We start from the raw sequence: 10946 nt of genomic DNA, 5'->3' as shown, positions 1-10946 counted from the left end.
AGGCGATACGGGGGGAAGCGCTCATCAACGATCCGGTGGGGCGGGTTCGCCAGAGCATACCCGCCACATCCCCGGTAGGCCACGACCGTGGGGCGTGGCGTGGGCTGCCGGTCATGTCCGCGCCCGCACCGGCCAACGGTGGGTGCCGACCGGATGTCACCGCCCAACAAGAAAAAACGGCCCCGCGTGAGCGGGGCCGTTGGTTTTCATGCACGTGCCAGGCACGCGCCTGGAGCAGAGCCCCCCTGAGTCAGGGGGGCGCGCCGCAGGCGCGGGGGTCTGGAAGCACGGTCCGTATGGGCCCCACGGTGTGCAGCGCACACCGTGGGGCGTCAGCGCGAATGCGCTTACGCACCATGCGCCGCGAGCTGACCCAGGCGCTGCACCGCGACCGAGACGGTCGGGTAGTCCAGGGTCTTCTGCTCGGCCAGTTCGGCCAGCATCGACAGCGTGAAGCGCAGGCTGCTGTCGTCACGGCCGATCCAGGCGGCCACCTTGGCTTCGGCGCTGCTGCCCTTCATCGACAGCACCTGGGCAGCCAGGTTGCGATGGTGGGCGGCCAGCTCGTCGCGCAGCACGCCACGTGCCACGGCATGCCAACGACCGTTGACCTCCAGCGCGTCGATCTGCTCGAACAGCCACGGCAGCTGCAGGGCGTCGCCCAGGCGGAAGTGGATCTTGGACACGTCCACCGGCTTCAGCTTGCGGGTCCGGGCCAGTTCGATGATGTCGAACGCCGGTTCCAGGAACTGCAGCTCGGACAGCTGCTGCGCCAGTGCCGGCGGCAGGCCCTTTTCCTTCCACTCGGCCACGCTCGCCTCGTAGGCCGGGCGCTGCGAATCGGGCAGCACGCCCGACGCCACGCGGATGTCGTTGAACGCGGCCTGGTAGCGGTTCACCGCCTCGGTGATGCCCGGCATGGTGCCCGGGCGCGACAGCAGCCAGCGCACGAACGAACGCTGCAGCTTCCAGATCACTTCCAGCGCATCGATCTGCACCGATTCCGGCAGCGTGCCGTCGAGCGCATCGATCTGCGCCCACAGTGCACGTGCGTCCAGCGTTTCACGGCTGATCGTGTAGGCCTTGGCAACCTCGGCCACGCTGCGGCCGGTGTCTTCCTGCATGCGCATCAGGAACGTGGCGCCCATCCGGTTGATGGTCTGGTTGGTCACGGCCGTGGCGATGATTTCGCGCTTCAGGCGGTGACGCTCCATCGCGTCGGCGTACTTCTTCTGCAGCGGGGTCGGGAAGTAACGCTGCAGTTCCTTGGACAGGTACGGATCTTCCGGGATGTCCGAATCCAGCAGCTGGGCAAACGCCACCAGCTTGGAATAGGACAGCAGCACCGACAGCTCCGGACGGGTCAGGCCCTGGCCGCGCGCCTTGCGTGCCGACAGCTCCGCATCGGAGGGCAGGTACTCGATCTGGCGATCGAGCAGGCCCTGCTGCTCCAGCGTGCGGATGAAGTGCTGCTTGGAGCCCAGGCGCTTGACTGCCATCCGCTCCATCAGGCTCAGCGCCTGGTTCTGGCGGTAGTTGTCGTTGAGCACCAGCGCGGCCACTTCGTCGGTCATCGACGCCAGCAGCTTGTTGCGCTGTTCAACGGTCAGCTTCTTGGCCCGCACCACATCGTTGAGCAGGATCTTGATGTTGACTTCATGGTCGGAGGTGTCCACACCGGCCGAGTTGTCGATGAAGTCGGTGTTGAGCAGCACGCCGGCCTGGGCAGCCTCGATGCGGCCCAGCTGGGTCATGCCCAGGTTGCCGCCCTCGCCCACCACCTTGCAGCGCAGCTCGCCACCATTGACGCGCAGCGCGTTGTTGGCGCGGTCGCCCACGTCGCTGTGCTGCTCGCTGGCGGCCTTGACGTAGGTGCCGATGCCGCCGTTCCACAGCAGGTCCACCGGGGCCTTGAGGATGGCGCTCATCAGGTCGTTGGGCGACATCGCCTTGACGTTCTCGTCCAGGCCCAGCACCTCACGCACCTGCGGGGTGATCTCGATCGACTTCAGGCTGCGCGGATACACGCCGCCGCCCTTGCTGATCAGCTTGGCGTCGTAGTCGGCCCAGCTGGAGCGCGGCACGGTGAACAGGCGCTCACGTTCGACGAACGTGGTGGCCGCATCCGGGTTCGGGTCCAGGAAGATGTGGCGGTGATCGAACGCGGCCACCAGGCGGATGTGGCGGGACAGCAGCATGCCGTTGCCGAACACGTCGCCGGACATGTCGCCGACGCCCACCGTGGTGAAGTCCTGGCTCTGGCTGTCACGGCCCAGGGCACGGAAGTGGCGCTTGACCGACTCCCACGCGCCGCGCGCGGTGATGCCCATGCCCTTGTGGTCGTAACCGACCGAACCACCGGAGGCGAACGCGTCGCCCATCCAGAAGCCGTGCGCGATGGCCAGGCCGTTGGCGATGTCGGAGAAGGTCGCGGTGCCCTTGTCGGCCGCCACCACCAGGTACGGGTCGTCCATGTCGTGGCGGACCACGTCCACCGGCGGCACGATCTTGTTGTTGACGATGTTGTCGGTGATGTCCAGCAGGCCCTGGATGAACAGCTTGTAGCAGGCCACGCCGTTGGCGAACACCGCATCGCGGTCGCCGCTGGCCGGCGGCACCTTGGCGAAGAAGCCGCCCTTCGCGCCGACCGGCACGATGACCGTGTTCTTGACCATCTGCGCCTTGACCAGGCCCAGCACTTCGGTGCGGAAGTCTTCGCGACGGTCCGACCAGCGCAGGCCGCCACGGGCCACCGCGCCGAAGCGCAGGTGGGTGCCTTCCACGCGCGGGCCGTACACGAAGATCTCGCGGTACGGGCGCGGCTTGGGCAGGTCCGGCACCAGCGCCGAATCGAACTTGAAGCTGATGACATGGCCGTGCTGGCCGTTGGCATCGGTCTGGTAGTAGCTGGTACGCAGGGTGGCGTCGATCACGCCCATGAAGCTGCGCAGGATGCGGTCTTCATCCAGGCTGGAAACGCGGTCCATCAGCTTCAGCAACGCGTCGCGCGCGGCATCCATCTGTGCCTTGCGGTCGCCCTTGCGGGCATCGACCACGGTCTTGAGCACCTTCAGGGTAGCCTCGTCGCCACCGGCCAGCACGGTCAGGTGCTCGCGCAGCTGGGCCTGGCCCTCGGCGATGGCGTCCTTGCTCTCGTGGCCCGTGGCCGGGTCGAAGCGGGCTTCGAACAGTTCCACCAGCAGGCGCGCCAGCAGCGGGTAGCGGGCGAAGGTGCCTTCCACATAGGCCTGCGAGAACGGCACGCCGGTCTGCAGCAGGTACTTGCAGTAGCCACGCAGCATCGCCACCTGGCGCCAATGCAGGCCAGCGGCCAGCACCAGGCGGTTGAAGCCGTCGTTCTCGGCATCGCCGTGCCACACGCGGGCGAAGGTTTCACCGAAGGCGGCATCGACGCTCGGGGCGTCGATCGCACCGGCCACCGATTCCACTTCGAAGTCCTGCACGTACACCGGCGCGTTGTCCACCGTGAGGCGGTACGGACGCTCGGCGATCACGCGCAGGCCCATGTTTTCCATCATCGGCAGCGCGTCCGACAGCGGAATGTCGTCCAGCTGGCGGTACAGCTTCAGGCGCAGGCCGTCGCCGCCTTCGCGCTGCACGGCCTGCAGGCTCAGGCGCAGGTCGTCCGGACCGGTCAGCGCGTCGAGCTGGCTGACGTCGTTGGCCGCGATCTCGGTGCTGGAGTCTTCGATGTAGCCGGCCGGCAGGGCCTTGCCGATACGGGCGGCAATGCGCAGGCCTTCGCTTTCACCGTGGCGGGCCACCAGCGCTTCGCGCAGGTCGTCCTGCCAGTTGCGCAGCACCTGGGCCAGCTTCTGCTCCAGTTCGCTGGTGTCCACTTCCAGGGTCTGGCCAGCCTTCGGGCGCACGATCAAGTGCACCTGCGCCAGCGGCGACTCACCCAGCACGACCGAGCTGTCCACGTACTCGCCCTGCAGGGCGTCCTTGAGCATCGCTTCGATGCGCAGGCGCACGTCGGTGTTGAAGCGCTCGCGCGGCAGGTAGACCAGCGCGGAAATGAAGCGGCTGTACTTGTCGCGGCGCAGGAACAGGCGGCTGCGCACGCGTTCCTGCAGGCCCAGCACGCCCATGGCGGTGCGGAACAGTTCGTCCTCGCTGGACTGGAACAGTTCTTCGCGCGGCAGGGTTTCCAGGATGTGGCGCAGGGCCTTGCCGCTGTGGCTGCTCGGCGCCAGGCCGGAGTGGCTCATCACATATTCGTGGCGCTGACGCACCAGCGGGATTTCCCACGGGCGACGGTTGTAGGCGCTGGAGGTGAACAGGCCCAGGAAGCGCTGCTCGCCGATGATCTTGCCCTTGGCGTCGAATTCCAGCACGCCGATGTAGTCCATGTAGCCGGCGCGGTGAACGCGCGAACGGGCATTGGTCTTGGTCAGGATCAGCGCGTCCTTCAACCCGGTGGTGGCGTTGAGGCCCTGCGCGGCGAGAGTCTTGACCGGACGGGCGGCGGACTTGTCCTTGCCGCGCATCAGGCCCAGGCCGGTCTCGTTGAGCGGCGCCAGCACGTCTTCCTTGCCCTGCTTCTCCACGCGGTATTCGCGGTAGCCGAAGAAGGTGAAGTGGTTGTCGGCGGCCCAGCGCAGGAATTCCTGTGCTTCGGCGCGCGAGGCCGCATCGATCGGCAGCTGCCGGGTGCCGAGATCGTCGGCCAGGCTCTTGGCCTTGCTGCGCATCGCGTCCCAGTCGCCGACGATGGCACGCACCTCGTCCAGCGCCTTGACAATCGCCTGCTCGACGTCGGCCATGGCCTCGGCCGGCTGGCGGTCGATTTCCAGCAGCATCACCGATTCGGCGTTGCCGTCGCTGACACCGCTCAGCTTGCCGGCCTTGTCGCGCGCGAAGCGGATCACCGGGTGGCCCAGCACGTGCACGCCGATACCATGCTCGGCCAGCGACATGGTCACCGTGTCGACCAGGAACGGCATGTCGTCATTGACGATCTGCAGCACCGTATGCGGCGACTCCCACCCGTTGCCCTTCAGGGTCGGGTTGAACACACGCACATTGGCCTTGCCGGACTTGCGCACGCGGGCGAACTCCAGCGTGTCGGCCGCCAGGGCGGCCCACTCCTCCGCGGTGTGGTGCGGGAACTCGTCCGCCTCCATGCGCTTGTAGAAGTCGGCGGCAAATGCGACGGCCTCGGCCTGCCCGGCCGTCGGGTAGCGCTTGCGCAAGGCCGTGTACACCGGCTCCAGCGAGAAGCCCACTGGCGAAACAGTCTGCGTATCGGCTGGTTTGGATTTGTTTTTCACGGTCTTGGCTGCTGGTTTCTGCGATTTCATGACGGAGCGGTGCGTGTTGCTCAGTTGGGAAAATGAAATTGTAGGCCTACCGCACAAAAATACCTTGCTGCAGGACGGAATAAGGTGATTCGGGTTGGGTGGCGTTTACGTCACGACGGTCAATCCGCACGGGTACGGACGGTCACGTGGGAGATCCACACGCAGCCAAGCATCGGCCACGTTCGTGGCAACTTGACGATGGGTATCAGATCCCGCGCAAACACAAGGCTTCTCCAATTCTGAACTGGACGGTATAGTCCACCGCGTGAATCCCCCCCACCCCGCCGCCAGCACCCTGGATGCGCGCGACCAGCGCGTGTTCGATGCCGTGCGCGACCTGTTCGCCACCCAGGGCATGCAGATCAGCATGGATGCGGTGGCCCAGCAGGCCGGGTGTTCCAAGCAGACCCTCTACAGCCGCTACGGCAGCAAGCAGGAACTGCTGCGCCGGGTAATGCAGCGGCACGTCAGTCGCGCCACCGCCGGGTTGCACAGCCTGGACCAGGGCGACCTGCGCGGCAGCCTGCTGCGGTTCGCCACCGAGTACCTGGAGCACTGCAATCAGCCGCACGTGATGCAGGCGCGCCGGCTGATCGCCACCGACACCGCCCAGTTCCCGCAGGAAGCGCGTGCGCTCTACCGGGACGGGGCCGGGGCGCTGGTTCTTCACGTGGCTGAATGGCTTGCCGTGCGCAGTGAAGAAGGCCAGCTCAGGCATGACGACCCGCACTTCATGGCCGAACTGCTATTGAGCATGATCGCCGGCGTGGATTTCGAGAAACAACGCTTCCATACCCCCCATCGCGCCGACGCCACCGAGCGCCGCCGCTGGGCCGAATTCTCCGTTGACAGCTTCCTGCGCGCGTTTGCCACGCCGGAAACCGCCGCGGCATTGCATTCAAACCAACACCGGAGTTTTTCCTGATGATCGCCCCACTCCGCAGCCTTGCCCTGACCTGCGCAGTTGCTGTTGCACTGACCGCTTGCAAGAAGCCAGAGCAGCAGACGCCCCCGCCGCCGGAAGTGGGCGTGATCGATGCCAAGCCGCAGACCCTGCCGTTGCAGCGTGAGCTGGTCGGCCGCCTGTCGCCGTACCGCAGCGCCGACGTGCGCGCCCGCGTGCCCGGCGTGCTGCTCAAGCGTGTCTACCAGGAAGGTGCCGACGTCAAGCAGGGCCAGGTCCTGTTCCTGATCGACCCGGCCCCGCTGCGCGCGTCCTTGAACGCCTCCCAGGCCGAACTGGCCTCGGCGCAGGCGACCTACGCCAACGCCAAGGCCGCGGCCAACCGTGCCCGTTCGCTGGCCCCGCAGAAGTATGTGTCCAAGTCCGACCTGGACGCGGCCGAAGCGACCGAGCGTACCGCCGCGGCCGCCGTGCAGCAGGCGCAGGCCGCCTTGACCAGCGCGAAGATCAACCTCGGCTACGCCGAAGTGACCGCGCCGATCAGTGGCCGCGCCGGCAAGCAGCAGGTCACCGAAGGCGCGCTGGTCGGCCAGGGCGATGTGACCCTGCTGACCACCGTGGACCAGCTGGACCCGCTGTACGTGAACTTCTCGATGAGCGTGGACGAACTGACCCAGATGCGCGCCGCGCAGGCCAAGGGCCAGCTGGCCCTGAGCGGGGACGGCAAGTCCACCGTGCAGGTCAAGCTGTCCGACGGCACGGTCTACGACCAGCCGGGCACGCTGGACTTCTCCTCGACCACGGTGGACCCCACCACCGGCGCGGTGTCGCTGCGCGCGGTGCTGCCCAACCCGCAGCAGATCCTGCTGCCGGGCGCCTTCGTCAGCTTCCAGGCCACCCTGGGTGAGCGCAACAACGCCTACCTGGTGCCGCTGCAGGCGCTGCAGCGCGATACCACCGGCGGCTACGTGCTGGTGGTTGGCAAGGACGGCAAGGTGGCGCGCAAGAACGTCAAGAGCGAAGGCCAGCAGGGCACCAACTGGCTGGTCAGTGGCGGCCTCGAAGCCGGCGACCAGGTGATCGTGGCCGGCGTGCAGAAGGTCAAGGAAGGCGCCCCGGCCAAGGCCACCCCGTGGAACCCGGCTGCCGCCGCTGCCAATGGCAAGGCGCCTGCGGGCGCTGCGCCGGCCGGTGCCGCACCGGACGCCGCGGCAAAACCCGATGCCGCTGCCCCGGCTGACGCCGCCGCCAAAACGTCCGACGCCGCTCCGGCTGCCGAACCGAACAAGCAATAACGGGAACCCTCCGTCATGCCTAAATTTTTCATTGAACACCCGGTATTCGCCTGGGTGGTCGCGATCCTGATCTCGCTTTCGGGCGTGATCTCGATCCTGGGTCTGGGCGTGGAGTCCTACCCGAGCATCGCACCTCCCCAGGTGACGGTGAGCGCCACCTACCCCGGCGCCAGCGCCGACACCACCGAAAAGTCGGTCACCCAGGTGATCGAGCAGCAGCTGACCGGTATCGATCACCTGCTGTATTTCAGTTCGTCCTCGGCCTCCAACGGCCGCGCCTCGATCACCCTGACCTTCGAGACCGGTACCGATCCGGACATCGCCCAGGTCCAGGTGCAGAACAAGGTGTCGCTGGCCACCCCGCGCCTGCCCACCGAAGTGACCCAGCAGGGCGTGGTGGTGGCCAAGGCCAACGCCGGCTTCCTGATGGTGGTGGCCCTGCAGTCGGACACGCCCTCGATCGACCGTGATGCCCTCAACGACATCGTCGGTTCGCGCGTGCTCGACCAGATCTCGCGCATCCCCGGCGTCGGCAGCACCCAGCAGTTCGGTTCCGAGTACGCCATGAACATCTGGCTCAACCCGGAGAAGATGCAGGGCTACGGCCTGTCGGCCAGCCAGGTGCTGGCGGCGATCAAGGCCCAGAACGTGCAGTTCGCGGCCGGTTCGCTGGGCTCGGACCCGTCGCCGGACGGCCATTACTTCACCGCCACCGTGTCGGCCGAAGGCCGCTTCAGCTCGCCCGAGCAGTTCGAGCAGATCATCCTGCGCGCCAATGCCGACGGCTCGCGGGTGATGCTCAAGGACATCGCCCGGATCGCCTTCGGTGCGAACAACTACGGCTTTGACACCCAGTACAACGGCAAGCCGACCGGTGCCTTTGCGATCCAGCTGCTGCCGGGCGCCAACGCCCTGAACGTGGCCAATGCGGTCACCGCCAAGATGGACGAACTGTCGCCGAGCTTCCCGTCCGGTGTCAGCTGGTTCTCGCCGTACGACAGCACCACCTTCGTCAAGATCTCGATCGAGGAAGTGGTCAAGACGCTGATCGAAGCGGTCGTGCTGGTGTTCCTGGTGATGCTGATCTTCCTGCAGAACTTCCGCGCCACCCTGATCCCCACCCTGGTCATCCCGGTGGCCCTGCTCGGCACCTTCCTGGGCATGAGCGTCATCGGCTTCACCATCAACCAGCTGACCCTGTTTGCGATGGTGCTGGCGATCGGCATCGTGGTCGATGACGCGATCGTGGTGATCGAGAACGTCGAACGCATCATGACCGAGGAGAAGCTGCCGCCCAAGGCCGCTACCCAGAAGGCCATGACCCAGATCACCGGTGCAGTGGTCGCCATTACCGTGGTGCTGGCGGCGGTGTTCATTCCGTCGGCCCTGCAGGGCGGTGCGGCCGGTGAGATCTACAAGCAGTTCGCGCTGACCATCGCCATCGCGATGGGCTTCTCCGCGTTCCTGGCGCTGGGCTTCACCCCGGCCCTGTGCGCGACCTTCCTCAAGCCGACCCACTCCGACAAGCCGAACGTCGTCTACCGCACCTTCAACAAGTACTACGACAAGATCAGTGGCACCTACGTGGGCCACATCACCTCGGCGGTGCGCCATGCCCCGCGCTGGATGATCCTGTTCGTGGTGCTCACCGTGCTGTGCGGCTTCCTGTTCACCCGCATGCCGGGCAGCTTCCTGCCCGAGGAAGACCAGGGCTATGCGCTGGCGATCGTGCAGCTGCCCCCGGGCTCGACCAAGTCGCAGACCAACCAGGCCTTCGCGCAGATGCGTGGCGTGCTCAAGGACCAGGAAGGCTTCGAAGGCATGCTGCAGGTGGCCGGTTTCAGCTTCGTCGGCTCCGGTGAAAACGTCGGCATGGGCTTCATCCGGCTCAAGCCGTGGGCCGACCGCAAGGTCACCGTGCCCGAGTTCATCCAGAAGATGAACGGTGCTTTCTACGGCATCAAGGAAGCGCAGATCTTCGTGGTCAACCTGCCCACCGTGCAGGGCCTGGGCCAGTTCGGCGGCTTCGACATGTGGCTGCAGGACCGTGGCGGCGCCGGCTATGAACAGCTGACGCAGGCCCGCAACGTGCTGCTGGGCAAAGCGGCCGAGGAAAGCGACCTGCTCACCGGCGTGCGCCCCAACGGCCTGGAAAACGCCCCGCAGCTGCAGCTGCACGTGGACCGCGTGCAGGCCCAAACCATGGGGCTGTCGGTGTCGGACGTGTACAGCACCATCCAGCTGATGCTGGCCCCGGTGTACGTCAACGACTTCTTCTACGAAGGCCGCATCAAGCGCGTGACCATGCAGGCCGACGGCCCGTATCGCACCGGTGCCGAGTCGCTCAACAGCTTCTACACGCCCAGCAGCCTGCAGACCAACGCAGACGGCACCCCGGCGATGATTCCGCTGAGCACCGTGGTGAAGTCCGAGTGGGTGTCCGCACCGCCGTCGCTGAGCCGCTACAACGGCTACTCGGCGGTCAACATCGTCGGTTCGCAGGCACCGGGGCGCAGCTCGGGTGAGGCGATGCAGGCGATGGAGCGGATCGTCAGCGACGACCTGCCGGCCGGCTTCGGCTACGACTGGTCGGGCATGAGCTACCAGGAAATCCTGGCCGGCAACGCGGCAACGCTGCTGCTGGTGCTGTCCATCGTGGTGGTGTTCCTGTGCCTGGCCGCGCTGTATGAAAGCTGGTCGATCCCGGTGGCGGTGCTGCTGGTGGTGCCACTGGGCGTGCTCGGTGCGCTGGCGTTCTCGCTGGCCCGCGGCCTGCCCAACGATCTGTACTTCAAGATCGGCCTGATCACCGTGATCGGTCTGGCGGCCAAGAACGCCATCCTGATCGTGGAATTCGCGGTGGAACAGCGTGCGGCCGGCAAGACGCTGCGCGAGGCCACCATCGAGGCGTCCCGCCTGCGCTTCCGTCCGATCCTGATGACCTCCTTCGCCTTCATCCTCGGCGTGGTGCCGATGGCCATCTCCACCGGTGCGGGCGCCAATGCCCGCCACGCCATCGGTACCGGCGTGATCGGCGGCATGGTGTTCGCCACCTTCCTGGGCCTGCTGATGATCCCGGTGTTCTTCATCGTGGTCCGCCGCATGCTGGGCGACAAGCTGGACGAGCCGTCCAAGGAGTTCGTCGAGCGCCAGAGCGAAGCCAACGCGACGCACCGCCCGGATCGTTGATCCGGCGGTGATGCGCTGAAACGGAAAAGCCCCGGCACGCGCCGGGGCTTTTTTGTGGGCGGTGCATTGCCGGGCGGTACAGCCTTCATTGGCGGGCGCATGTTCGGATGCGTGCCTGGATGCGGTAGTGCCGGCCGCTGGCCGGCTCCTCCAGATACGTGCCATGCACGGACCGCGTGGTTGCCGGCCAGCGGCCGGCACTACCTTGATGTGCATGCCGCCTGGTTGCCGGCC

Annotated in this window: 4 protein-coding genes; 3 read left to right on the top strand and 1 reads right to left on the bottom strand. The window is 66.6% G+C overall.

All coding sequences use genetic code 11. The features are described 5' to 3' along the window. Window positions 1-347: 347 nt before the first annotated feature. Window positions 348-5324: an NAD-glutamate dehydrogenase domain-containing protein gene (locus DBR34_RS21145; protein WP_128098241.1), complete on the bottom strand. Its 4977-nt coding sequence runs from the start codon at window positions 5322-5324 to the stop codon at window positions 348-350. A 265-nt stretch (window positions 5325-5589) separates the two neighbouring features. On the opposite strand from DBR34_RS21145, the gene DBR34_RS21140 reads away from it, so the two are divergent. The 3 genes from DBR34_RS21140 to DBR34_RS21130 are packed head-to-tail and all read left to right on the top strand — an operon-like array spanning window position 5590 to window position 10712. Then, window positions 5590-6249: a TetR/AcrR family transcriptional regulator gene (locus tag DBR34_RS21140; RefSeq protein WP_128098240.1), complete on the top strand. Its 660-nt coding sequence runs from the start codon at window positions 5590-5592 to the stop codon at window positions 6247-6249. Further along, window positions 6249-7523 carry an efflux RND transporter periplasmic adaptor subunit gene (locus DBR34_RS21135; RefSeq protein WP_128098239.1) on the top strand — a complete coding sequence of 425 codons (1275 nt, stop codon included), beginning with the start codon at window positions 6249-6251 and terminating at the stop codon, window positions 7521-7523. The genes DBR34_RS21140 and DBR34_RS21135 overlap by 1 nt, the downstream gene beginning before the upstream one ends. A 15-nt stretch (window positions 7524-7538) precedes the next feature. After that, window positions 7539-10712, top strand: coding sequence for a multidrug efflux RND transporter permease subunit (locus tag DBR34_RS21130; protein ID WP_128098238.1), 3174 nt, complete (start codon window positions 7539-7541; stop codon window positions 10710-10712). Window positions 10713-10946: the final 234 nt, after the last annotated feature.

The organism is Stenotrophomonas sp. HMWF003 (assembly GCF_003061285.1).
Lineage (GTDB): Bacteria > Pseudomonadota > Gammaproteobacteria > Xanthomonadales > Xanthomonadaceae > Stenotrophomonas > Stenotrophomonas maltophilia_AP.
Note: the sequence above shows the minus strand (reverse complement) of the source record. Positions and strands in the feature narration are given on the sequence as shown.

Coding starts and splice junctions, on each gene's coding strand:
- DBR34_RS21145 (WP_128098241.1), bottom strand. CDS start 5,324: ATGAAATCGCAGAAACCAGCAGCCAAGACCGTGAAAAACAAATCCAAA.
- DBR34_RS21135 (WP_128098239.1), top strand. CDS start 6,249: ATGATCGCCCCACTCCGCAGCCTTGCCCTGACCTGCGCAGTTGCTGTT.
- DBR34_RS21130 (WP_128098238.1), top strand. CDS start 7,539: ATGCCTAAATTTTTCATTGAACACCCGGTATTCGCCTGGGTGGTCGCG.